This is a genomic window from Pseudarthrobacter lactosi (assembly GCF_055412785.1).
The window spans coordinates 109,893-132,827 of record NZ_JBVAYS010000006.1 but is presented as its reverse complement, the minus strand read 5'-3'; the positions used below and the strand labels follow the sequence as shown (position 1 = coordinate 132,827).

Annotated in this window: 20 protein-coding genes; 11 read left to right on the top strand and 9 right to left on the bottom strand. The window is 64.2% G+C overall.

The window, feature by feature from the left end; genetic code table 11:
• The first annotated feature begins 13 nt into the window (after positions 1-13).
• The 3 genes from ACZY0Q_RS19685 to arfA are packed head-to-tail and all read left to right on the top strand — an operon-like array spanning position 14 to position 3,465.
• Positions 14-970 (top strand): carbohydrate ABC transporter permease, encoded by a 957-nt coding sequence (locus ACZY0Q_RS19685; RefSeq protein ID WP_463919383.1) that lies wholly within the window; start codon positions 14-16, stop codon positions 968-970.
• 2 nt (positions 971-972) lie between these two features.
• Positions 973-1,869: a carbohydrate ABC transporter permease gene (locus tag ACZY0Q_RS19680; RefSeq protein WP_463919380.1), complete on the top strand. Its 897-nt coding sequence runs from the start codon at positions 973-975 to the stop codon at positions 1,867-1,869.
• A 57-nt stretch (positions 1,870-1,926) separates the two neighbouring features.
• Positions 1,927-3,465, top strand: a complete 1,539-nt coding sequence (gene arfA / locus ACZY0Q_RS19675; protein WP_463919378.1) for an arabinosylfuranosidase ArfA — start codon at positions 1,927-1,929, stop codon at positions 3,463-3,465.
• 91 nt (positions 3,466-3,556) lie between these two features.
• Here the strand turns inward: arfA and ACZY0Q_RS19670 are convergent, their stop codons facing one another.
• A complete protein-coding gene (locus ACZY0Q_RS19670; RefSeq protein ID WP_463919377.1) occupies positions 3,557-3,880 on the bottom strand; it encodes a hypothetical protein in 324 nt (107 codons plus the stop codon).
• A 200-nt stretch (positions 3,881-4,080) separates the two neighbouring features.
• On the opposite strand from ACZY0Q_RS19670, the gene ACZY0Q_RS19665 reads away from it, so the two are divergent.
• The 5 genes from ACZY0Q_RS19665 (at position 4,081) to ACZY0Q_RS19645 (ending at position 9,226) form a co-directional block, all read left to right on the top strand.
• Entirely contained in the window at positions 4,081-5,256 is a 1,176-nt protein-coding gene (locus tag ACZY0Q_RS19665) for a response regulator (protein WP_463919375.1), read from the top strand.
• Positions 5,257-5,423: 167 nt separating this feature from the next.
• Complete coding sequence (locus ACZY0Q_RS19660) at positions 5,424-6,452, top strand: hypothetical protein (protein WP_463919372.1); 1,029 nt, start codon at positions 5,424-5,426, stop codon at positions 6,450-6,452.
• A gap of 349 nt (positions 6,453-6,801) precedes the next feature.
• Complete coding sequence (locus ACZY0Q_RS19655; protein ID WP_463919370.1) at positions 6,802-8,166, top strand: MFS transporter; 1,365 nt, start codon at positions 6,802-6,804, stop codon at positions 8,164-8,166.
• Positions 8,163-8,966, top strand: coding sequence for a putative hydro-lyase (locus tag ACZY0Q_RS19650; RefSeq protein ID WP_463919369.1), 804 nt, complete (start codon positions 8,163-8,165; stop codon positions 8,964-8,966). Before ACZY0Q_RS19655 ends, ACZY0Q_RS19650 begins: the two co-directional genes overlap by 4 nt.
• A complete protein-coding gene (locus tag ACZY0Q_RS19645) occupies positions 8,963-9,226 on the top strand; it encodes a hypothetical protein (protein ID WP_463919367.1) in 264 nt (87 codons plus the stop codon). Before ACZY0Q_RS19650 ends, ACZY0Q_RS19645 begins: the two co-directional genes overlap by 4 nt.
• A gap of 122 nt (positions 9,227-9,348) precedes the next feature.
• On the opposite strand, the gene ACZY0Q_RS19640 is transcribed toward ACZY0Q_RS19645, so the two are convergent.
• From ACZY0Q_RS19640 to eat, 5 genes are all read right to left on the bottom strand, one after another.
• On the bottom strand, positions 9,349-10,128 hold the full coding sequence (locus ACZY0Q_RS19640) for a 3-oxoacyl-ACP reductase (RefSeq protein WP_104061652.1): 780 nt from the start codon (positions 10,126-10,128) through the stop codon (positions 9,349-9,351).
• 26 nt (positions 10,129-10,154) lie between these two features.
• Positions 10,155-11,522 (bottom strand): aldehyde dehydrogenase family protein, encoded by a 1,368-nt coding sequence (locus tag ACZY0Q_RS19635; protein WP_463919364.1) that lies wholly within the window; start codon positions 11,520-11,522, stop codon positions 10,155-10,157.
• Positions 11,503-12,264 (bottom strand): gamma-glutamyl-gamma-aminobutyrate hydrolase family protein, encoded by a 762-nt coding sequence (locus tag ACZY0Q_RS19630; protein WP_463919362.1) that lies wholly within the window; start codon positions 12,262-12,264, stop codon positions 11,503-11,505. The genes ACZY0Q_RS19635 and ACZY0Q_RS19630 overlap by 20 nt, the downstream gene beginning before the upstream one ends.
• Positions 12,245-13,627 (bottom strand): glutamine synthetase family protein, encoded by a 1,383-nt coding sequence (locus ACZY0Q_RS19625; protein WP_463919361.1) that lies wholly within the window; start codon positions 13,625-13,627, stop codon positions 12,245-12,247. Before ACZY0Q_RS19625 ends, ACZY0Q_RS19630 begins: the two co-directional genes overlap by 20 nt.
• A gap of 62 nt (positions 13,628-13,689) precedes the next feature.
• Positions 13,690-15,138 carry an ethanolamine permease gene (gene eat / locus ACZY0Q_RS19620; RefSeq protein ID WP_463919359.1) on the bottom strand — a complete coding sequence of 483 codons (1,449 nt, stop codon included), beginning with the start codon at positions 15,136-15,138 and terminating at the stop codon, positions 13,690-13,692.
• Between the two features lie 196 nt (positions 15,139-15,334).
• On the opposite strand from eat, the gene ACZY0Q_RS19615 reads away from it, so the two are divergent.
• The 3 genes from ACZY0Q_RS19615 to ACZY0Q_RS19605 all read left to right on the top strand — a co-directional run bounded on the left by ACZY0Q_RS19615 (position 15,335) and on the right by ACZY0Q_RS19605 (position 18,837).
• The gene (locus tag ACZY0Q_RS19615; protein ID WP_463919357.1) at positions 15,335-16,096 is read left to right on the top strand and encodes a FadR/GntR family transcriptional regulator; all 762 of its coding nucleotides are present in this window, start codon (positions 15,335-15,337) and stop codon (positions 16,094-16,096) included.
• 222 nt (positions 16,097-16,318) lie between these two features.
• Positions 16,319-17,965 (top strand): serine hydrolase, encoded by a 1,647-nt coding sequence (locus ACZY0Q_RS19610; protein ID WP_463919355.1) that lies wholly within the window; start codon positions 16,319-16,321, stop codon positions 17,963-17,965.
• A gap of 98 nt (positions 17,966-18,063) precedes the next feature.
• The gene (locus tag ACZY0Q_RS19605; RefSeq protein ID WP_463919354.1) at positions 18,064-18,837 is read left to right on the top strand and encodes a GOLPH3/VPS74 family protein; all 774 of its coding nucleotides are present in this window, start codon (positions 18,064-18,066) and stop codon (positions 18,835-18,837) included.
• A 52-nt stretch (positions 18,838-18,889) separates the two neighbouring features.
• Here the strand turns inward: ACZY0Q_RS19605 and ACZY0Q_RS19600 are convergent, their stop codons facing one another.
• The 3 genes from ACZY0Q_RS19600 to ACZY0Q_RS19590 all read right to left on the bottom strand — a co-directional run bounded on the left by ACZY0Q_RS19600 (position 18,890) and on the right by ACZY0Q_RS19590 (position 22,930).
• Entirely contained in the window at positions 18,890-20,134 is a 1,245-nt protein-coding gene (locus ACZY0Q_RS19600; protein ID WP_463919352.1) for an amidohydrolase family protein, read from the bottom strand.
• A gap of 181 nt (positions 20,135-20,315) precedes the next feature.
• Positions 20,316-21,707 (bottom strand): DUF3100 domain-containing protein, encoded by a 1,392-nt coding sequence (locus tag ACZY0Q_RS19595; RefSeq protein WP_463919350.1) that lies wholly within the window; start codon positions 21,705-21,707, stop codon positions 20,316-20,318.
• Positions 21,704-22,930 carry an amidohydrolase gene (locus tag ACZY0Q_RS19590; RefSeq protein ID WP_463919348.1) on the bottom strand — a complete coding sequence of 409 codons (1,227 nt, stop codon included), beginning with the start codon at positions 22,928-22,930 and terminating at the stop codon, positions 21,704-21,706. Before ACZY0Q_RS19590 ends, ACZY0Q_RS19595 begins: the two co-directional genes overlap by 4 nt.
• Between the last annotated feature and the right edge of the window lie 5 nt (positions 22,931-22,935).

Here is a 22,935-nt window from a genome sequence, read left to right as displayed (position 1 = left end):
AAAGGAGTCCTTCATGAGTTCTTCACTAGCGTCCCGGCGCAGCACTGGTCAGCCGGACATCGCCACAGCGATCCAACCCCATCCAACCCGCCGCCCCTCACAGAGCCGTACCAGGAGCAACCTGAGCGGCTGGGGATTCGCCGCCCCGTTCCTGGTCTTCTTCCTGGTCTTCCTGGTGTGGCCCATTCTCTACGGCTTCTACATGAGCCTGACGGGCAAGTCCCTGACCGGCGCCAATGACAGCCTGATCGGCTTCGCGAACTACGCCGAGGCACTGGCCGACGCCGACATGTGGCGCTCCCTGGGCAACACGCTCTACTTCACCGTCATCAGCACCGTCCCCCTGGTCCTCGTGGCCCTGATGATGGCGGCCCTGCTGAACGTGGGGCTGCCTGCCCAGTGGCTGTGGCGGCTTTCCTACTTTGCCCCGTACCTGCTGGCCTCCACCGTGGTTTCGCTGTTCTTCATGTGGATGTACAACCCGCAGCTTGGCCTGTTCAATGAATTCCTCTCCACGATGGGCCTCCCCAAAGTTGCCTGGCTCAACGATCCCAACGTGGCCATGTGGGCGATCGTCATCGCCACGCTGTGGTGGACGGTGGGATTCAATTTCCTGCTCTACCTGGCCGCGATGCAGAACATCCCCGCACAGCATTACGAAGCAGCCTCTCTGGACGGCGCCGGTGCCTGGCGGCAGTTCTTCTCGATTACCCTGCCGCAGCTGACCCCCACCACGGTGATGATCGTGCTCCTCCAGATCCTCGCATCCCTGAAGATTTTCGATCAGGTGTACCAGATGACCGCCGGCGGGCCCGGAGGATCAACCCGCCCGGTGGTGCAGTACATCTTTGAAACCGGCTTCACCGGCTACCGGCTGGGGTACTCCGCAGCCATCTCCTACATTTTCTTCGGACTGATCGTGCTCATTTCGGTCATGCAGTTCGTCACCACCCGCCGCAGGAGTGCATAACCATGGCAACCCCTACCCTCACCCGTCCCACCCCACGCATCAGCACCAGTCATGAGGCCCGAAAACCGCGCAAGAAGATGACCGCGGGCAAGATCGCCGCCCTCGTTGTTGCGGCGTTCATCGCCGTGCTGTGGCTGATTCCGTTTGCCTGGGCCACGGCCACCGCTTTCAAAACCGAGGCGGATGCCGCAGCTCCGAAGGTCAGCTGGATGCCGCCGTCGGGCTTTACCGCTGACGCGTTCGTCAAGGTGTTCCAGGACGGCAACATCCCGCTCTGGACCTGGAACTCCTTCTACACCTCGGCGGCCATCACGGCGATCACGCTGGTGATCTCGGCGCTAGTGGCCTACGCCCTGTCCCGGATCGACTTCAAAGGCAAGAAGGTGCTGATGACGGTGATCATCGCTTCCATCATCATCCCGCCGCCGGTCCTCATCATCCCGCTCTTCTACCAAATGCTGGCGCTGCACCTGATCGACACCTCGTGGGCCATCATCCTGCCGCAGGTCATCCACCCGGCCATGGTGTTCGTGCTCAAGAAGTTCTTCGACCAGATTCCCCGCGAACTTGAAGAAGCCGCGGTGATGGACGGTGCCAGCCGCCTGCGGATCTTCACCCAGATCATCCTGCCGTTGTCCCGGCCCATCCTGGCCGCCGTCGCGATCTTTGTGTTCATTGGCGCCTGGAACAACTTCCTCTGGCCGTTCATTGCCACGAACGACGGCGCGCTCCTCACCCTTCCGGTGGGGCTGCAAACCATCAAGAGCGCGTACGGCATCCAGTACGCGCAGAACATGGCCTCCGCGCTCCTCGCGGCGCTGCCCCTGATCCTCGTCTTCCTGTTCTTCCAGCGCCAGATCATCAAGGGCGTCGCGACGACGGGACTCGCCGGAACCTGATCCGGCACCTTTTTTACGAATCACCAGACCTGTAAAACAACCAAGGAGATACCGCACATGTCCCGCGCACGGATCACCCTCGACCGCGACTTCACTATCGGCGAAGTCCCCCGCCGCCTGTTCGGCTCCTTCGTGGAGCACATGGGCCGCTGCGTCTACACCGGCATCTACGAGCCCGGCCACCCGGAGGCCGACGAGAACGGCTTCCGCCAGGACGTGCTCAAGCTCGTCAAGGAACTCGGCGCCACCGTCATCCGGTACCCCGGCGGCAACTTCGTCTCCGGCTACAACTGGGAAGACGGCATCGGCCCGCGGGAGAACCGTCCCCGCCGGCTGGACGGCGCCTGGCACACCGTGGAAACCAACGCGTTCGGCCTGCACGAATTCGTGGACTGGTCCCGCCAGGCCGGCACCGAAATCATGGAAGCCATCAACCTGGGCACCAGGGGAGTGGACGCGGCCCGCGAGATCGTGGAATACGCCAACCACCCCGGCGGCACCTACTGGTCAGACCTCCGCGCCAAGAACGGCCACAAGGATCCGTTCGACATCAAGCTCTGGTGCCTCGGCAACGAGATGGACGGGCCCTGGCAGATCGGCCACAAAACCGCCGAGGAATACGGCCGCCTGGCCCAGGAAGCCGCCAAGGCCATGCGCTTCGTGGACCCGGACATCGAACTGGTGGCCTGCGGAAGTTCCAGCTCCAACATGCCGACGTTCGGCGACTGGGAGCAGACGGTCCTGACGCACACCTACGACGAGGTGGACTACGTCTCGCTCCACGCCTACTACCAGGAGCACGAGGGCGACGTCGGCAGCTTCCTGGCCAGCGCAGTGGACACTGACTACTTCATCGAGTCCGTGATCGCCACCGCTGACGCCGTGCGTGCCAAGGGCAAACACAAGAAGCACATCAACCTCTCCTTCGACGAGTGGAACGTTTGGTACCAGCGCGGCCTGGACACCGAGGACCAGCCGCACAACGTCGCCAAGGCCGGCTGGCGCGAGCACCCCCGGGTCATCGAGGACAAGTACAACGTGACGGACGCGGTGGTGGTGGGCACCCTGCTGAACTCGCTGCTCCGCCACGGCGACCGCGTCAAGATCGCCAACCAGGCGCAGCTGGTCAACGTGATCGCGCCGATCTTCTCGGAGGAGAACGGGCCGGCCTGGAAGCAGACCATCTTCCACCCGTTCGCCCGGATGGCAGAGCTGGCCAAGGGCCAGATCCTGCGCCTGTCCGTGGACTCGGACAAGTACGAGAATGCCCGCTTCGGCGGCACCGACCTGGTGGATGTCAGCGCAACGTGGAACGAGGAAACGGGCCGCGTGGCACTGTTCTTCGCGAACCGCGGCCTGGAGGAAGCCGCCGACGTCGAGGTGGCCCTGCGCGGGTTCGACGCCCGCCGGGTGGTCCGTGCCGAGGTCCTGGAAATTCCGGAAGGCGGCGACCGTTTCACGGCCAACACCCAAACCAGTCAGAACCAGGTGGGGCTTAAGCCGCTGGAAGGCGCGAAGGCGAGCGGCTCCGAGTTGCGCCTGACGCTGCCGGCGCTGTCCTGGGCCGTCATTGAGCTGGAGGTCGTTAAGAACTGACTCTTGCCGCAGCAGTGCTGAGCGGACGACGGCGGGAGGTCCCGCCGTCGTCCGCTCACTTCGTTTTACCTTTTTGAGGGCACCGCCGACGTCAGGAACTGAGGTTCCAGTGGACCCGGATGGCCCCGGCGATCGGGCTGGCGGCGACGTCGACCCGGAAAGCGACGGGCGCTGTCCCTGTCTCTTCGATGACCGAATCACGGTATACGCGGCCGCATGCGGGACACAGGGTGTAGAGGTCCTCATCCGCAGGCCATTCCGCCAGCTCCGCGGGGACGGCGGTCTTCTCGCCGATGTAGACGGGGATGCCGTCTGAGTTGGCTTGAATCAGCCCGTCCTGGCTGACAGTGTTGCCGCACACGCAGGTGATGGTGGTGACATCATGACCGGTCACTTCGGCGGATTCAGTGTCCATGATGACCTCCCGGCGCTGGAAGAGACGTGCTGTTACCAGCTTAAGCCTGCTGATCCGTGCGGGCGCCCCGCAATTGGAGCGGCACCCTCGCGTCTGTTGGCGGCTGGTGGCTCTTTTCGGGCCTGCGCCGGCTGTGGGACGATAGGTCCAGCGGACCGATTGTGGGCTGGCTTCGTGACGATAAATGGCCTGGGGGCCTTATGACTGTTGATTCGAAGTGGAGTGCGCCGGGCGGGCTGGGCCGCCCCGAGGTGGACGCCGCGAATATTTCCGGACCGCTGGGCAACTCCGGGGCCGCCATGACGGTGCTGGTTGTCGACGACGACGAAGGGTCCCTGCTGGTGGCCAAAGCCGCCGTCGAGAAATCCGGTCATAAGTGCATCGTTGCCGCGGACGGCGATACGGCGTTGCGCCTCTACCTGGAGCGGCGTCCCCAGGTGGTTGTCACCGACCTGATGATGCCCGGGCTCGACGGCTTTGACCTGTGCCGGGCCATCAGGGCCGCCGAAACAACCTCGTATACGTACGTTGTGCTGCTGACCTCGCACGGCGCCCAAGAGGACGTGCTCGAAGGCATGCGGGCCGGGGCGGACGACTACGTGACCAAGCCGTTGGACCCCTTCGTCCTGCACACCTGCCTGCTGGCTGCCCGGCGGGTCACGGCACTCCATGGTGCCCTGGCCGACGCCCTGGATGAAGCCAAGGACAGCAACGAACGGCTCGCTGAATTCACCGGCCGGGTCAGCCATGACCTGCGCAATCCGCTGACCACCATCCTGGGTTACGTCGAGCTGGGTGCCACGGACGCAGAATCGGGCCAGACAGGGGAGGCCGCAGAGTACCTGGAAATCGTGGGCAGCAGTGCGCGGAGGATGCTGTCCATGGTGGAGGAGCTGCTGGCGTTCGCGACCATCGGCGGTTCGCTGTCCAGGTCCCGGCTGTCGCTGGCAGCCCTGGTGAAGGAAGTCGCCGATGACCTGAGCCTGGGCCTGCGGGAAGCCGGCGCCGTGGTGCAGTGCGAGGACTTTGATTTCGACGCTGACGAAAGCCAGATGCGGGTAGCGCTGCAGAACCTGATCCAGAACGCGGTGGCGTACCGCCGTCCGGACGTTCCCCCGGTCATCAGCGTTACCGGACAGGAAACCGGAGCCGGCGTCGTGGTGCGGGTCGAGGACAACGGCAAGGGAATCGGCGCGGGGGACCGGCGCCGGGTGGTGGAGCCGCTGGTCCGCCTGCACCGGGAAGGCGATCCTGCCGGCACGGGGCTGGGCCTGGCCACGTGTGCCAGGATCGCTGCCGCCCACGGGGGACGGCTGGAAATCTCGTCCAGCCCCAGCGGCGGGACCACCGTCAGCGTTTACCTCGGGGCGCCGTAACGCAGGCTGGCGGCGCCGCCACGGGCATTGGTCCCTCCCAGTTCACCCTCCAGCAACCGGGAGGTCCTGCACCGTTTTCCCCGATCCAGCAGTCTTTTTACGCCCCCTTTTGCCCGGCACCCCCAACCGGCCGGGCGGAGAATCCCCTGTATGCGTAGGAGTACTCCGTGTTCGTGAAAAGCACCATTGCCGCCCTCGCGGTCTTAGCCTCCCTGGCCGGGACAGCCGCCGCGCCGGCTAATAACACCTCTGACAGCCAGGCGTTCACCTTCGGCGTTATAGGCGACATCCCTTACGGCGACGCCGAAATCGCCAAGTTCCCCGCCCGCATCCAGGACATCAACGCCGACAGTGCGCTGAAGTTCGTCACCCACGTGGGCGACATCAAGAACGGCTCCTCGGTCTGCTCGGACGAGTACTTCGCCAACATCCGGGCACAGTTCGACACCTTCGAGCACCCGCTGGTCTTCACCCCAGGCGACAACGAGTGGGTGGACTGCCACCGCACCAACAACGGCGCCTACAACCCGCTGGAACGGCTGGCCAAGCTGCGGGAGGTCTTCTTCGACAAGCCCGGCAAGACCTTGGGCGCGACCATGCCGGTCAAGACACAGGAGAAGCTTGGGCTTCCGGAGAATGTCCGGTTCACCCAGAATCGCGTGGCTTTCTCCGTGGTGAACGTCCAGGGCAGCAACAACTCGCTGCTTCCGTGGAGTGGCCTGGGCGAAACTGCGCCCACGCCGGAACAGTTGGCCGAAGTCGAGTACCGGACGGATGCGGTCCTGGACCAGATACGCGAAACTTTCGGTGACGCCGAGCGCCGCAACGACCGCGCCGTGGTGTTGATGACGCAGGCGGACATGTTTGATCCCTCGCTGCTCGCCGCGGCTGCTGCCAACCCGGAAACGGTCTCCGGGTTCCGGGAGATCGTTGCAACCATCATTGAAGAGACCAATCGCTTTGACCGTCCGGTCTATCTCATCAACGGCGACAGCCACGTCTTCGCCGAGAACCAGCCGCTGGCGGACGGCTCGCCCTGGCTGGAGGTCTACGGCCAGCCCGCCGCGGATGACCTGCAGCGCATCACCGTGGACGGATCGGCCAACGCCACCAACTACGTCAGGTTCACCGTGGCCGGCAACGGCAGCGATGGTGGGGATGTGCTGAGCTGGGAGAAGGTCCCCTTCCGCCAGTAGGCACCAGACAGAAGCGGACGACGGCGGGAGCTTCCCGCCGTCGTCCGCTTTTCTGTCGTGGCGCCCTGTCCGTCCGGGAAAAGGACTCCCGGCAGCTCGTGATGGTCACTGCGCGCCAGAAGTCACCCCTTGACGAATGTGATCTGCGTCGCGTAGCTTGTTCAACAAGAGGATTGTTCTACGATCCAACGATTCGCCGCAGTTTCGACTTCCGCAGCCACCCTGACGGCAAGCCGGCCAGACGCCCAAATGTCCCACCTCGCAACGACGCAGGCGGGGGCAGAAGCAGGCACACGAGCACCACCCATCCCGACCCGGATGACATCAACTCTCTTCATGGAGGATTAACATGGCCACTCCCCAAGCAATGGCCCCCGTTGACGCACAGCCCCCGGTGGCGCGCAAGGACATGTACAAGGCATTCGCGGCCAGCCTGACCGGAACCGCACTGGAGTTCTACGACTTCGCCGTCTACTCCGCGGCGGCTGCAATCGTTTTCCCGCTCATTTTCTTCCCGGCCTCGGACCCGGTCACTGGTACCTTGTTGGCCTTCTCCACCTACGCCGTCGGCTACATTTCCCGCCCTGTTGGCGGCATCATCTTCGGCCGGCTCGGCGACGAGATCGGCCGCAAGAAGATCCTGGTCATCACGCTGATGCTGATCGGCGTGGCCACCTTCCTCATCGGCCTGCTGCCCACATACGACAACATCGGCGTGATCGCCCCCGCCATCCTGGTGTTCCTCCGCTTCGCCCAGGGCGTCGGCGTCGGCGGCGAATGGGGCGGCGCGGTCCTGCTCTCCAGCGAATTCGGCGACCCGAACAAGCGCGGATTCTGGGCCTCTGCCGCACAGATCGGCCCGCCCGCCGGCAACCTCATGGCCAACGGTGCGCTCGCCATCCTCACGCTGAGCCTGTCCGAGGAAGCCTTCCTGGACTACGGCTGGCGCATCGCCTTCCTGATCTCCGCGCTGCTGGTGGCCTTCGGCCTCTGGATCCGGCTCAAGCTCGAGGACACCCCCATCTTCAAGGCCATGGAAGCCCGGGGCGACAAGCCCAAGGCCCCCATCCGCGAAGTCCTCGCCACCCAGCGCCGTCCCCTCATCGCCGCCATGCTCAGCCGCATCGGCCCGGACGTTCTCTACGCCATGTGCACCGTCTTCACACTCACCTACGGCATCCAGGAGCTCGGCTTCGACCGCGGCCAGGTGCTAGTGGCCGTCATGATCGGGTCCGCACTCCAGCTCTTCACCATGCCGCTCGCCGGCGCCATCTCCGACCGCATCAACCGCCGCCTGGTCTACGCAATCGCCGCAGTGGGCGCTGCCGTCTGGGCCTACGTGTTCTTTATCCTCCTCGAAGGCCGTTCCCCGGTCATGCTGATCGTGGGCATCGTGCTGGGCCTGCTCTGCCACTCGTTTATGTACGGACCCCAGGCAGCGTTCGTCGTCGAGCAGTTCTCGCCGCGGCTCCGCTCCACCGGCAGCTCACTGGCCTACACGTTCGCCGGAATCATCGGCGGCGCCATTGCCCCGTTTATGTTCACCCTCCTGCTGAGCACCTATGACAGCTGGGTGCCGGTGGCCGTCTACCTCAGCGTCGCCTGCCTCCTGACCCTGGTGGGCCTGGCCCTGGGCCGCGACTCCAACGTTGCCGAGGATGAGGAATACCTGCAGTCCGGGCAGGCGCCGGCTGAACTTGTGGAGTCCAAGTGAGCCAGCCACACGCCCTCCTGGCCCCCGCGGACGCACGCCTGAAGTTCCGCAACGGCCTGGTCACCCCCACCTCCGGCTGGAGCGACGGCTACACCCAGGCGAACCTGATAGCGGTGACGGCAGACTACGCGGATGAATTCATCGAATTCTGCCGGCTGAACCCCAAAGCCTGCCCCGTCATCGACGTCATCCCGGCGGGACAGTATGAAAGCGCCCTGGCGCCCGGCTCCGATATCCGCACCGATATCCCCGCCTACCGGGTGTGGGTGGACGGCGAACTGGCGGAGGAGGTCGCCGACGTCGCGTCCGTTTGGCGCGACGACATGGTGGGCGTCCTCATCGGCTGCAGCTTCACTTTCGAGGCCGCGCTGGCCAGTGCAGGGATCCCGCTGCGGCACACCGAAACAGGACGCAACGTGCCCATGTACCGCACCACCGTGGAGTGCACACCGGCCGGCCGGATCCACGGCCCCATGGTGGTCTCCATGCGCCCCATGCTTCCCGAACTCGTGGACACAGCCATCCGGGTGACGTCGGAGGTACCCAAGGTCCACGGCAGCCCGGTTCACGTCGGGTCACCGGAGGATCTGGGCATCGCCGACATCAACCGCCCCGACTTCGGGGATGCGGTGGAGATCCGGCCAGGGGAGGTGCCGGTTTTCTGGGCCTGCGGAGTGACGCCGCAGAGCGCCGTGATGGCCTCCAGGCCCGCCTTCGCCATCAGCCACGCCCCCGGGCACATGTTCATCACCGATGTCCCCGAAAGCAACTACCGGGAACCGGCAGGAGCGGCATCGTGAAGAAGAGGATCCCCGTGGCCGAGAAGCGGGCACGCCGCGTCATCAACCTGTCCGTGCCGCGCCAGCAGGCCACCGGCACACACTGCGAACTGACCGGCGTGTGGAAGAGCCCCACGGGAGCGAGCATTCAGCTCTACGAGGGCCAGCTCATTCCGAGCGATTCCGGCCGGGCCAGCGTCTGGACGTACGCGGGCCTCCTGGCAAACAAGACAGGTGCGCGTGCGGCCCAGTTGGCTACTGCCAATCACCACGGACAGTAGTTGCCGCATACTCTAGCGGACGACGGCGGGACCTCCCGCCGTCGTCCGCTAGGTAATCTGCGACGCCCCCGATCTGCCGCGCACGTGCCTTGGGGATAGGGTCCACGCGGCAGACCTGGCCGTCACTCGGGTGTTACGTAAGCGCCTGAAATGCCGCCGTCAACCAGGAAGGTCGAGGCGGTGATGAAGGATGAATCGTCGCTGGCGAGGAAGGCGACTGCTGCTGCCAGTTCTTCCGGTTCAGCGAACCTGCCCAAGGGAACGTGAACGAGGCGGCGCGCTGCCTTCTCGGGATCCTTGGCGAAGAGTTCCTTCAGCAGGGGCGTGTTGACGGGTCCCGGGCAGAGTGCGTTGATCCGGATTCCCTGCCGGGCGAATTCGACGCCGAGTTCCCGGCTCATGGCCAGCACTCCGCCCTTCGAGGCGCTGTAGGAGATCTGCGAGGTGGCGGCACCCATGACCGCAACGAACGACGCAGTGTTGATGATGGAGCCCTTGCCTTGTGCCTGCATGTACGGGAGTGCGTATTTGCAGCAGTAGAAAACGGAGGTCAGGTTCACTTCCTGGACCCTGCGCCACGCATCAATCCCCGTATCGATGATCGAGGCATCGTCTGCCGGCGAAATCCCGGCGTTGTTGAAGCTGATGTCCACGCTTCCGTACGTTTCATTGGTGACGGCGTAGAGGTTCTTTACTTCCTCTTCGCTGGTGACATCCACCTTCACGTAGAGGCCGCCCACCTCGTCGGCTGCGCGCTGCCCAGCGGTGGGGTCCAGGTCGGCGATGACCACGTGGGCGCCTTCTGCGGCGAAGCGGCGGGCTGTGGCCAGTCCGATCCCGCTGGCGCCGCCGGTGATGACAGCGCTGCGTCCCTTGAGGCGGTTGGAAATTACTTCAATCATTTTTTCTTCCTTTTCTGGTGAGGACGTTATGGGTTGGTGGAGATGAAGACGTTTTTTGTTTCGGTGAACGCGTTCAGGGCGTCCGGGCCGAGTTCGCGTCCGAGTCCTGACTGCTTGAATCCGCCAAAGGGCGTGGAGTAGCGCACCGAGGAGTGGGAGTTGACTGAGAGGTTTCCCGACTCGAGTCCCCGGGCCATCCTCAGCGCCTGACCGATGTCCCGTGTCCAGATGGATCCGGACAGGCCGTAGATCGAGTCGTTCGCCAGGCGGAGTGCGTCGGCTTCGTCCTTAAAGGGAACGACTGCCACGACGGGGCCGAAAATCTCCTCATGCATGACCCTGTCCTCGCGGGCGGGCGTAAGAACGGTGGGGGGGAACCAAAACCCCTTGCCGTCCGGCGCGGATCCCTGGAAAGCCACAGATGACCCGTCCGGGACGAAGCCGGAGACTGTCCGGTGTTGGGCTGCGGAAATCAGCGGCCCCATGAACGAAGCCTCGTCGCTGGGGTCGCCGACCTTCAGGGCCTTCACGACTGGTTCCAGGAGCTCGAGGAATTTCACGTAGACGCTGTCCTGGACCAGGATTCTGGAGCGGGAGCAGCAGTCCTGTCCGGCGTTGTCAAAAGCGCCTCCGGGTGCTGCTGCGGCAGCGGCTTCGAGGTCCGAATCCGCAAAGATGATGTTGGCGCTCTTGCCGCCCAGCTCCAGGGTCACGGGCTTGACCTGCTCAGCGCAGCCGGCCATGATCCGCTTACCGACGCCGGTTGAACCGGTGAAGACAACCTTCCGCACTGCAGGATGGGTCACGAATCGTTCCCCGACGACAGAGCCCTTGCCCGGGATGATCTGCAGGACTCCTTCGGGCAGGCCTGCCTCCCTTGCCAGCTGTCCGAGCCGGATGGCAGTCATCGGAGTCAGTTCCGCCGGTTTCAGAACGACAGTGTTGCCAGCGGCAAGGGCGGGGGCGAAGCCCCACGCGGCAATGGGCATGGGGAAGTTCCACGGAACGATTACCCCAACGACCCCGAGGGGTTCGTTGAAGGTGATGTTGACCCCTCCGGCTACTGGAATCTGCTGGCCAAGATGCCGCTCGGGGGCTGCGGAGTAGTACGTCAGGACATCGCGGACATTTCCTGCTTCCCATCGGGCATTGCCGATGGTGTGCCCGGCGTTGCGTACCTCCAGCTGGGCGAGATTTTCCAGGTCGGCGTCTACTGCCGCAGCAAACCTGCGCAGCAGGAGAGCCCGGTCTGCAGGGGCAACATGGCGCCAGGTATCAAATGCCTCGACGGCTTTTTCGATTGCCCTGTCAGTGTCCTCAAGTGTTGCAAGGGTTATGGTCTCGATTACCTCTTCCGTTGCCGGATTCAGGACGTCATACGTGCTGGTGGACATTGCCGGGGCTCTCCGTTCGATTTTTGCGGTAGTTACGTGCAGCCTCAATGAACCCATTGAAAAGCCGGAGATCGTTGGGATTCTGTTCAGGGTGGAATTGGACCCCTAGTGCCCATCCGCCCGTTGCCGTTTCGAGGGCTTCCACCGTGCCGTCGGCCGCCGCGGCCGTGACGGAAAGGCCGTCAGCGATCCGGTCCATGGCCTGGTGGTGGTAACAAGGTGCGCTGGCCGATGCTCCCAGCAGATGCCGGCTGATGCTGCCCGGCGCCGTCGTGAACTCCACGTTGCCGAATACGCCCGGCGCCGGTTGGTAGTCCGCCTCCGGGTTCACATCGGGGATGTGCTGAATCAGCGACCCGCCCATGGCGACATTGAGGATCTGGGCTCCCCGGCAGATGGCGAAAAGGGGGACTTCGGCGTCCAAAGCTGCCTTGGTGAGGGCGATATCGTGCACGTCCCTGGCCGGTTGGGCGCGGGTGAGCCGGTGGGGCTGCGCCCCGTACTGTTCCGGGCCCACGTCGCTGCCTCCGGAGATGATCAGTCCGTCCAGGACCTCCACGATCGATGGGTCAGTGCCGACGGGCGGCAACAGGACAGGAGTGCCGCCGGCAGCGACGACCGCCTGGACGTAGGTTCCCGGCAGAACTGCCGCATCCGCTGTCCAAACGCCCCAGGAAGCCTGCTGAAAGTAGGTTGTCAGCCCAATCCGTGGGCGGTAGCTATCAGAGCCGTTCAAAGACACGCTTGCGCTCCCAGTCCGTTACGGCGCTGTCAAAAGCTTTCAGCTCGACATCTGCAGCGAAGACGTAGTGGTCCACAACTTCATCGCCGAAGGATTTGCGTGCAATCTCGCTGTTGGTCAGCAGGGCGCGGGAGTCCCGCAGGTTGGTGGGTATGCGATCTGCGTCGGACTGGTAGGCGTTACCGGTCATGATCGGTTCGAGGGGGAGCTCATTCTCGATACCGTGGATGGCGGCGGCGATAAGCGCGGCGGCTGCGAGATAAGGGTTGACGTCCCCGCCTCCAACGCGGTTTTCCACCCGAAGGCTGGGTCCGCGGCCGACGATGCGCAGTGCACAACTGCGGTTGTCCAGCCCCCAGGCGATGGCTGTGGGAGCGAAGCTGCCTTCTACGAAGCGTTTGTAGGAATTGATGTTCGGGGCGACGAAATAGGCCAGCTCCTTCAGTCCGGCGAGTTGGCCTGCGATGAAGTGCTCCATGACAGGGCTGAAGCCATGCTCGCCATCCCCGGCCAGGACCGGATTGCCGTCCAGGTCGGTCAAGCTGAAGTGGATATGGCAGGAACTGCCTTCACGTTCGTTGTACTTCGCCATGAACGTAATGCTCTTGCCTTGCTGCGCGGCGATTTCCTTGGCCCCGTTTTTGTAGAAAACGTGGTTGTCGCACGCAGTAAGCGCTTCTGCGTATCGGAACGTGATTTCCTGCTGGCCCAGGTTGCACTCGCCCTTGGAAGATTCAACGACCAGGCCTGCCTTTTCCATGCCCGTTCGAATGCTTCGGATGACCGGTTCCAGTCTTGCTGTGGCCAGGAGGGAGTAGTCCACGTTGTAGCGGGTTGAGGGGGTGAGTCCCTCGTATTTCTTGTCCCATGCTTCTTCGTAACTGTCGTCAAACATGATGAATTCAAGCTCGGTGCCGATATGGGCGCGGTATCCCAAGGCCTCCAGGCGTTCGATCTGCGCGCGCAGGATCTGGCGTGGGGACTGGGAGACGGGGCGGCCGTCCAGCCAGAAGATATCGCACTGGATCATGGCAGTGCCTTCCAGCCACGGCACCCGGCGCAGGGTGGAGACGTCGGGCCGCATCACCATGTCTCCATAGCCGTTCGCCCACGAGGACATGGAGTACCCGTCAATGGTGTTCATCTCCACATCCACGCTGAGTAGGTAGTTGCAGCCTTCGGCCCCGTGCCCCAGCACGTCTTCGAGGAAAGACCTTGCCCCGCAGCGTTTACCCTGCAGACGTCCCATGGAATCGGTGATGGCAACGACAACGGTGTCGATGTCACCGGAAGCGACCAGGTCCCTCAGCTCATCGACGCCGAGTTGGCCTTGCGCGGAGGTGCCGGTTGTTTGATTCGTCATTTGATTTCCGTAACTTTGATCGTATTTATGAGGGAGATGTCTGGACCGTGACGGGACGCGTGTCAGCTCTTGAGTTCGGCCTCGGCTGCAGCCAACTGCGCGAATTCCTCTTCGGGAGCGCCTGCAACGATGCGGTGCCGGCTGTAGAACCAGTAGTAGAGGAGCGCCGCGCCGAAGATTGCAGCTGTTATGGATGCGGCGAATACGTCGACCACAAACGTTGCGACGACCGCGACCGCAGCAAGGACCAGCGCGATTGAGGTGGTGGCGACCCCTCCGGGTGTCCGGTAACCGCGGGGCAGGTCCGGTTCCTTCCTCCTCAGCACAATGTGCGAGAGATTCAGCAGGACATAGGAGACTGTTGCACCAAAGACGGCGATGTTGATCAGGAGTGCGCCGTCACCGGTTATTGCCGCCAGCAAAAAGCCGATTGAGCCAGGGACGATCAGTGCCCAATAAGGGGTCCGCCGTTTGCCTGTCAGGGACAGCCATTTGGGAAGATACCCTGCCCGGGACAGCGCGAAGAGCTGGCGGGAATACGCATAAATGATGGAGAAGAAGCTGGCTACGAGCCCGGCGAGGCCAGCATAGTTGACGAAGTCTGCCAGGAAAGTGTTGCCACCGTACGCCAGGCGCAGGGCCTCCGGGAGGGGGTTATTGGATTGACTCATTGCGGCTGACCCTGCGGCGCCGGGAACGAGAACGAGCATCAGGGCCCCGAAGACGACCAGGATTACAACAGCGACCATGATGCCCCGCGGCATGTCCTTCTTCGGATTGGCCGTCTCTTCAGCGGCCAGGGGAACCCCTTCGACTGCAAGGAAGAACCAGATGCCATAAACGAGTGCACCGACGGCGCCGCTGATTCCCATCGGGAGAAAAGCGCTTGAGGTGGGCGAGCCGTCAGGGACAATGTCAAAGAGGTTCTGGGCGTTGAAATGTGGAATCAGGCCCACAACGACGGCGGCCAGGGCGACGACGGCGACTGCGGTGATGCCGAAGATCATCTTGAGAGCCTCTCCTACTCCGCGGAGATGGATGCCCACAAAAACAGCGTAGGTCACCAGATACACCGGCCAGGAGTTGGTCAGGCCAAAGAGTCCCAACGCTTCAACATAGCCGCCAATGAAGATGGCTATCGCAGCCGGCGCAACGGCGTATTCAATGAGCACGGCCATTCCGGTGGCGAATCCGCCCAAGGGGCCCAGTGCGCGACGGGCGAAGCCATATCCGGCGCCTGTGGCAGGCAGCGCCGAGGATAGCTCGGCGAGTCCGAAAGCCATGCAGGTGTACATGACGCCCATGAGAACAAATGCGATGAGTAGACCGCCCCAACCGCCTTGGGCGAGGCCGAGGTTCCACCCTGCGAAGTCGCCGGAGATGACATAAGCAACTCCGAGTCCGGCAAGCAGGATCCATCCCGCGGCCCCGCGTTTCAGTTGCCGGTGCTGGAGATATCGCTTGTCGTCGGTAAGCTGGGCTGAATCAGAGGATGCCACTGTAGTTCCCATCGTCCAAGGGTATTGGTATGAAATAAGACCATAAGCTCGTTACAGTGTGTGCCAGATCACGAGCACGGTCAAGGGGTTCCTTGATCTCGGCCAACTTTTCCTCGGTTCAACCGTGCTTCCGGCCGGTGCGGCGGTTTTTCTCGCTTCGATGGGCCCCCTGCCATAGGCCTGTTTTTGGACCGATTAGGATAAGCGTATGGAAGAGGAACTGCTCGGAAGCCCCGCCCCGATTCTCCGCCCGGTCCGGCACGGCAATGCCTTCGAGGAGACCATCGAACGCTTGCTCCAGAACATCAAGCTCGGTCTGTTCGGTGTAGGGACCAAGCTGCCAGCCGAGCGGGAACTTGCCGATATGCTGGGCGTATCGCGCGCCACCTTGCGGGATGCCCTGGCCGAGCTGCAGAAGGCCGGATACGTTGAAGTTCAGCGCGGCCGCTATGGAGGAACGTACGTGTGCAGCCGGCCCCCTGCAGGTTCGGGGTCCTACCCGGAACTCGATCCGGCCGAGGTGGACGACGTTCTTACCTTTCGCGGCGTACTCGAGCCGGCGGCCGCATCCTTGGCGGCCAGGGCGACGTTATCACCTGCCCAGCGCAGTCACCTGCTAAGGACTTTGGCGGAGGTGGCCAGTGCACCTGCGAATCTGTACCGGCCGAAGGACGCAAGATTCCATGTGGCGATCGCAGAAGTGGCTGGATCGCCAAGCCTTGCGCTCGCGGTGGCGGATGTCCGCTCAAAGGTAAGTGACCTGCTGGACCGTATACCCCTTATCCAACCCAACCTGGAACATTCCAACCGGCAGCACCAGGAAATCGTGGACGCCATTCTCCGGGGCGACGATGAGGCAGCCTTCAAGGCGGCGCAAGATCATCTGCAGGGAACAGCGTCGCTGCTACATGGATTCCTCGGACATTCCCAGCCTGAGGTTTCCCCGCAATCGACTGCACCACAGCGTTGAGTTGACACGGCTTTCCCGCTGACGTCGACACCGCAGCGCTGGGGGAGTTGGTCCAGTGCTAAGCAGACGTCTGCAGGCGGCCGCCTGCCCGGCCTTGGACACCGTCCCCCTATTTCCCCAGCATCCATTGCCTGGCTGCAGTTCGCGGGTTCACTATGGAGGGAAACGGGACGGCCGGCTCGGTCCGGAGCGCTCACCGCTTGACGGCTCAAGGGAGAGTCCATGCACAGCACCGGTTTTGTTTCCCCGAACCGACGTTCGCTGCTGAAGGCGGCCGGGATTGGGGCGGCCAGTATTGCCGCCATGCCCCTCCTGTCCTCCTGCACGGGTGAACCCGCGCGGCTGGCGTCATCGGCGTCGCCAGCACTGCTCCCCGCCCCGCCGGGACAGATCGAACCACTGCTGGACCGGGCGAAAGTTACAAACGCCTTGGCCAAGCTCGACGGATTGATCCAGGATGCCATGGAGAGCACCGGGCTGCCCGGGATGGCCGCAGCCGTGGTGTACCGGGACGAGGTGGTGTACTCCAAAGGCTTCGGGGTCAGGGAGGTTGGAAAGCCCGAGGAGATCGATCCTGACACAGTGTTCCAGGTGGCCTCTGTGTCCAAGCCCCTGGCGTCCACAGTGGTGGCAGGGGTGGTGGGGCGGCAGGTCATCAACTGGACCGACGCCGTCGTGGGCCATAACAAAAGCTTCGCGCTCAAGGATGACTACGTCACGCGGAATGCGGTCTTTGCTGATCTGCTCTCACACCGCAGCGGGCTGAAAACGGGTTCGGGTGACCTGCTGGAGGACCTCGGATTCGATCGGGAGTACATCCTCGGCCACCTCAATCAGGAGCCCCTTGATACGTTCCGGGCCAGTTACAACTACAGCAATTTCGGCTACACGGAAGCCGGCCAGGCAGCAGCCGATGCGATGAAAATGACCTGGGAAGACCTGGCCGACGAGATCCTGTTCCGGAAGCTGGGCATGTCCGCCAGCAGTTACCGTCACTCGGACTATGAGAGAGCCACGAACAAGGCCATCCTTCATGTGCCGCTCGGGAACAAGGAGTGGGCGGCGAAGTACCGCCGCAACGCCGATCCCCAAGCTCCCGCGGGGGGTGCGAGTTCGTCGGTGCGGGACCTTGCACAATGGCTCCGGTTGCAGCTCGGAAACGGCAGTTACGAGGGAAATCCCGTTATTGATCCGGCTGCTCTCCAAACGACCCACGTTCCCCACATAGTCTCCGGTCCGGCGTCGGCACCGGCTGCCCGCTCCCGTTTCTACGGGCTGGGCTGGAACGTCTCCTACGACGACCAAGGCCGTGTCCAGCTGGGACACTCCGGGGCATTTAATCTTGGCGCAGCCACCGCCGTCTCCATGCTTCCGGGTGAACAGCTGGCCATTGTGGTCCTGACCAACGGGCGCCCGCAGGGAATTCCTGAAGCCATCGCCGCGGGCTTTCTGGATGCGGCCCAGCACGGATCGCCCACGGTCGATTGGCTACCATTCACCGCCGGCGCGTTCAAGCAAATTGACGAGTCCGACAAGCCCGAGGTCGACTACACCAAGACTCCGCCTACTCCCTCTCCCGCCCGGGCAAACAGTGCCTACACCGGCACCTATGACAACTCCTACTATGGCCAGCTTATGGTCCTTGAAGAGGGCGGGAAACTGGCCATGAGAATGGGACCGCCCGGCAGTCCCACCACTTTCCCGCTGACCCACTTCGACGGCGACACGTTCAGCTTCGAATCCATCGGAGAAAACGCCAACGGCCTGGCCGGGGCACTGTTTGCAGCAGCACCCAGCGGCTCCTCGCCAAGCGTCACCCTGGACTTCTACGACAGGACCGGGCTGGGGACATTCACTCGGGCCTCGTAGGCGGCACCAAACGTAGGCGGACGACGGCGGGGCGTCCCGCCGTCGTACGCTTGTAAATTCTCATTGTGGTGGGCGCCCAACAGGGCCACCATGTTCGTATGGACGCTGAAACACCGAAGGCGACGGAGCTGAACCTTCCCCAGGCCTTCCTTCTTCTGGCAACGAACGACGTGAACGGCAAGCCCGAAGTGCCGGTGTTCGCACTCAGGACCACGGTGGCAGGGGCAATATTGGCCGAACTGGACCTGATCGGCGCGATCGAGCTGCAGGGGAAGCGCGTCAGGGCCACCGGCGACACCCCGCAAACGGATTTCCAGCGCGAGCTGGATGCCATCCGTGGCAAATCCCGGCCCCACACTCCCAAGGGGTGGGTGGGAATGCTGGAGAGCCGCGCCGAGGTGCAGCGTGTCTACGAAGCGATGGCGTCGTTGGGCATCGTGGAACATATCGGCGAAAAGCACCTGGGCCGGTTCCGGGCCGTGCGGTACCCGGAGAAGGACCACGCTCCGGAGGCGGCGCTGCTGGAAAAGATCCAGGCCGCACTCAGCGGTGCGCCGTCCGATCTTGAGCCGCCCGATACAACGGAGACCGAGTTGGCGGCGGCCGATGAGGGGACGCCTGATTCCGCTGCGCCCGATTCCGCGGCGCCCGATTCCACCAAGCCGGCCGCCGTGCCTGGCTCGAAGGCACCCGATGCCAGGACCATCGTGCTGATCGCCCTGCTTCAGGCGGCCGGAATGCTCGGCAAACTCTTCCCGGCAGCAGATCTGACCCGGGCGACTGAGCTGTCGAAGGACTACTGGCCGTCCCGCGCAGTGGAGGACGAACTCCGGATGATCAGGCTGGCGGAGCAGGAAGCAGCAAACCTATAAGGCTGATCGCAGATCCCAGACCGCAGACCGCGAGGTACGGGGGCCGGGCTGCCTACGCGGCCGGGTTCGGCAGAACCAGCAGGCCGTCGGCGACGAGCCTGCCATCGTGGATGACGGTGCGGTCGGTGCCACGGTCCATAACGGTGCTGGTGATGGTCTCGCCATCAACCAGGACGATGTCCGCCCGATCTCCGGGAGCCAGGCCCGGCCGGTCGTCGGGACTGCTGAGGCGATGGACGGTTCGGTCCATGATGGACGCGCCTCCGATGGTGGCGATCGCCGCACAGTGCTCGACCAGCCGGTCCTTGCGCAGCCGGTGTGTGAACGCCAACTGCCATGTGCGGTGGAGCATGTCGCAATTGCCGTACGGGCTCCAGTAATCCCGCTGCCCGTCCTCGCCCAAACCGACCCGGATCCCCGCCTCCGTCATCCGGGCGAGATCGAACTGCGTGCCGCCGCTTGCCGGGGCCACCGTCGCCCAGGCAACGTCGAGCTCGGCCATCTGCTCCACGAGCCGGGCGGTCACATCGGGGTGGACGTTGGCCAGATCGTACGCGTGGGACAGCGAGACGCGCCCCTCCATCCCCAGCGCGCGGGTGCGTTCGAAGATAAGTTCAGCGCTGAAGACCCCCAGGTGGCCGGGCTCGTGCAGATGAATGTCGACGTCGACGCCGTACTTCTCAGCCAGGCCGAAGACGATGTCCAGGTGGCGGACCGGGTCTCGGTCCAGCTGGCAGGGGTCAATGCCGCCGATGGTGGTCGCCCCCGCGCGGAGGGCCTCCTCGAGGAGCGGGACAGTGCCGTCCTCGAGCAGCAGGCCTGCCTGGGGGAAGGCCATGACTTCAACATCGGCGGCGTAGGCGAAGTGCTCCTTCGCGGCCATGACTGCCTCGAAGCGTTCAAGCTTGCAGTCCACGTCGATCTGGGCGTAGGAACGGACGCGGGTGGTGCCCCGCGCGATCATTTGCTCCAGCGTTCCCCGCACTACATCGCCGTGCGGGACGGGGGTGTCGCGCCAGTTTTCCCGGTCGTTGCGCATCATGTTCCACACACCGGGCGAGCCTGTGTGCTCCCGGAACGGCAGCCCGATCCTGGTCGAGTCGAGATGGACGTGCACGTCGGTGAACGCGGGCATGGCGATCCGGCCCCGCCCGTCGACCACCCCGTCGACTTCACCGCCGGCTGCGTCTGAGACCACCACGGCGGTCCCCGCGGGTTGAACGGCCGCAATCCGTCCCTCGCGCACCTCAAGGTCTACGGCGTCCCCGCCCCAGGGGCGGACGTTGGTAATGAGCATTGTTCATTCCTTTCGGCTGGGGCCGGGGCGCCTCGCTGACGTAAAGCTGACGACGGCGGGAGGTCCCGCCGTCGTCCGCTCACCTTCGCCGCGAAAGCAGCGGGCGGAGTGGCCCAACGCGGGGTCACTTTTGGCCCAATAAGTGCCCATTATTGGGCATGTAGTGACCCCGCGTTGCTTGTTAGTGCCAGAGACCCAGGGCGAACTCCGCGATCACGGTGGAGAGCAGGAAGGACGCGGTGATGGCCACCAGGCCCACGGGGATGATCTTCCAGCCGATGTTCTTCAGCAGCGGGATGTCCTTGCCAAGCGACAGGCCCGCGAGCGTCAGCATCACGGTGGCGATGGAGAGGAAGTCGACCGTCTTGATGATGGTTGTCAGCGATTCCGCGGCGAAGAACCACGGGCTGGAGATGTACGCGCCGATGGTGGTGATGTAGACAATCGCCGAGATCTTCTTCGTGACCTTCGCCAGCGCGATGCTGACCAGGACCAGCGCGAGCATGATCCCGTATCCGGCGACAATCGTGAGGCTGAAGCCCTTGGCCGCCACCGACGCCGTGCCTATGCCCAGGACCGTGAGGACCGACAGGGACAGCCACAGCGGCAGCTTGATGGCGGCCGAGGATTCGGCCACCTGCTCGCGGAACCGCCGGTTTTCTTCTGCCTGGGCCTCTTCCCGCTCAATGTCGGCCTGGCCGCGCTCGGCGGGAACCCCGGCTGCCCCTGGAGCACCGGCCGCAACCACGGCGGCTTCGCGGGTCTGCTTGCGGGTGAGGAGCCTGTAGAAACGGTCCGCCAGCGGCAGCGCGATGTAGATGCCCACATACACGCCGAGGATGGTGGTGATCAGGTTGGACACTGCTGCCATGCCAAGGATGGCTTCCTGGTCCGCGGGGTAGGCCGCGATGATGCTGGCCGAGGACGCCGCCATCATGGAGCCGGATCCCACGCCGGCGCCCATCGCCAGGGCCAGCGGATCGAAGATCTTCCAGTTGGCCACCAGCGAGGTGAGCAGCGTGATGTACACGGCGCCGAACAGGGTGCCGAAGACGTACATGGCCAGCACGCCGCGGTACTGGTCCGAGTCGGGGCCGTACTTTTCAGAAACCATGGCGAAGGACGGCTCGCGGTCCAGGGAGAACGTTGCACCCACCGTTGCCTTGCCCATCCGGAGCAGGACGGCCAGGGGGAGGGCCAGGACGATGGTGCCCAGCAGGTGCCCCACTTCCTGAAGCAGCAGGGCCGGGCCGGCGCGGAGCAGGCTGGGGAGGCTGGGCCCGATGTTGAACGCCAGCCGGGCCACCAGCAGCAGCACGGCCACGCCCACCAGGGCCGCCGCGATCCGCTGCAGGTCCAGGCCCAGGGGCTTGAACTTCTGGATGGAGACCAGAAGCCCCAGGATGAGGCCCCAGACCATGGGGAAGATGACGATCGCGCCGATTCCAAGGTCAATCTTGGCCTGGCCGATGAACTGCACGGCCAGTGCAATGACAAACGCCAGGGCGGCGACCGGAAGCGTCAGCCGGGCACCAGCCTTATCGATCCGCGGAGTTGTGGTGCTGGTACTCATGATGTGCCTTCCTGGGTGACAGTACGACGGCGGTATGCCGCTTGGGTGAAGCGTTCCCGTTCGGTGGGGGTTGAGGCGGCGGCGGCGACGGTCCAGGCCAGCGCGGTGGCTGCCTCGAACATCACGCCGTACGCCTCGGGGGTATCGGCAAGCGCGGCGAACGCGTGCGAGTGGATGGGTACGTTGGCCCCGGGAATGCTGAGCCACGGATGCAGGGACGGGATGACCTGGGAGATGTTGCCCATGTCCGTTGAACCGCCGCTGAGGCCGGACGAACGGGAAATGTCCTTGCCGAACGCGTCCATCGCCGCCGTCCAGTGCGCGGCCAGCGCCTCGTCCTGGAGCAGGGGTTCGTAGAGCGGTTCAGTGGCCTCGATTTCCAGTGTGGTTCCGGTGGCCAGCGCGGCCCCTTCAAAGCAGCGGCGGACCCGCTCGAGCAGCGCCTCGTACTCCGGCAGGGTGAAGGCCCGGCACTCAAACTGGACCACCGCCCGGTCCGGAATGATGTTGGTGACGTGCCCGGCTTCGGCAACGAAGCAGGCAATGCGGTGGTCGTCGGGGATCTGCTGGCGCAGCAGGCCAATGGCCACCTGGCTCAGCACGGCGGCATCGGCGGCATTCACGGCCTGGTGCGGGGCTGCCGCAGCGTGCGCGGCCTTCCCGGTGAAGGTGGCCTTGTACCGGCCCACGGCCTGGGCGCTGGTCCCGGCCGGGTTGTACGTCAGGCCGTCCTGGACGGGATGGACCATCAACGCCAGCCCGACGCCGTCGAACGCCCCCTCCTCCAGCATGAGCACCTTGCCTCCGCCGTGCTCCTCGGCAGGCGTCCCGATGGCCTTCAGCGTGATGCCCATTTCGGCGACATAAGGCTGCAGCGCGAGGGCCGCTGCCACGGAGGCGCCGGCGATCAGGTTGTGCCCGCACGCATGGCCGATGTCCGGGAGTGCGTCGTATTCCACGCATAGGGCCACCGTCAGATCGCCGCTGCCGGCGCTCGCCGTGAAGGCGGTGGGCAGGCCGCCGGTGCCGCGTTCCACCGCAAAACCGGCCTCTTCCAGCAGGGCTGCTATCGCTTCGGCGGAGCGGACCTCCTCGAAGGAGATCTCCTTGTGGGCGTGGATTTCGCGGGCCAGGGCCTGGACCCGGGGCTTCCAGGATTCGACGCCGTCGGCGAGTGCAGCGCGCAGGGTCGCCAGCGCGGGGGGTGGGTCTGTCAGTTCCATAGGTA